Raw genomic sequence first — 1397 nt, 5'->3', positions numbered from 1 at the left:
GGTACCAATTCGCAGCAAATGGAACTTATCGGGGTGAAATTTATCCCTAATGCCGATAACGATCCCAATAATTTTAAAAGCACAGCAGGGAAATTAGTCCATTTCACCATCAACGAAGAAGAGGTAAGGGAATGGAATATTCCGGCTTCTTCCCACCGGTTGGATAATGAGTCGCCTTATTATGTATATGCGAAGTGCCCGAAAGAGGGGAATGCCGGTTCTATATTGGTTTCAGAACGGCAAATAAAACTGGAGGATGAAGCCGGTTATTATCATTTTTGGATTGGCGTATTGAATACTCCGGAGGATAGTGTTCGTTCCTGGAACCCTAACTATGGTTTTACAGAAGTCGCCGGACAAACGATCACGACCGGTGTTATTAAGGACAAGCTGGCCCGATTGGTAATCGATTTGGTGAATGCCCATATTACCGCAAAAAAAGGGGCTACAATTTCGGGAAAGATTTTGTTCGGTGAAGGAACGTCTGGTTTGGAAAATATAAAGGAATGGCCGGCCGCAAAAAAGATAATTGACGATGCCGTTAGAGAAATAGGCGAAACGAGTAAAGCCCTGACCGATTTTGAAGGAATCGTGAATGGAGCCTTTAAAGACGGAGTTATAGAACAGGCTGAAGCTAAAGCGATAGAGAAATATATCAATACTCTCAACACGGAGAAAGCTGACGCGGACGCTGTTTATACGAAGTTGTACTCCAATATATATCTTTTAGGATCTCCGAAGACTGACCTGTTGAACTCGAAGATTACTTATAATGGTGCCCATACTGAACTAATCAAGGCTGTGAATGATGCCATTGCCGACGGTCGTACAACCGTAGCTGAGAAAAACAATGTCGATAGTAAGTTTACTGCCTACAAAAATGCTATTGCCGATTATAAATCAAAGGTGGAGGCTGCCAATAAGGCTATCCAGGATACGCTTAAAAGCTATTCGGACGAAGCTCTGGCAAAAGGAAAAGAGGCCTTTACGGCCGCCAGCAATGCCCAGGCTTCAGCGAACCAAGCTCAACAATCTGTATCAGGCTTAGGAAATTACATAGATGGCGCTTTTTCTGATGGCATAATACAGGAGTCAGAGGCCAAGGCTATCGAAAAGTACATCAATACGGTAAAAACCGATAAGGCAGCTGTAGAAGCTACTTACAATAAGTTATATGTCAATAGCTACTTGACCGGTTCCGCAAAATCGGGATTACTCAATGCAAAGGTGACTCTGTTTGGAGCGATTGACAATCTACTGTCGGCAATCAATAGTGCTATTTCTGATGGTAAAACGACAGTTGCTGAGAAGAATAACGTCGACAGCAAGTTTTCATTATTCAATTCAGCCATGTCTTCATTTAACACAGCCGTGGAAACGGCCAATAAAGCTATCCA

General features: G+C 42.9%; 1 pseudogene. It reads left to right on the top strand.

From position 1 onward, the window contains the following. A pseudogene (locus tag NBH15_RS29100) lies at nt 1-1397 on the top strand (hypothetical protein); the annotation flags it as partial.

The sequence above is a fragment of the Parabacteroides caeci genome, assembly GCF_023656795.1.
Taxonomy (GTDB): Bacteria; Bacteroidota; Bacteroidia; order Bacteroidales; family Tannerellaceae; genus Parabacteroides; species Parabacteroides segnis.
This window is presented reverse-complemented; position numbering and strand designations above follow the sequence as displayed.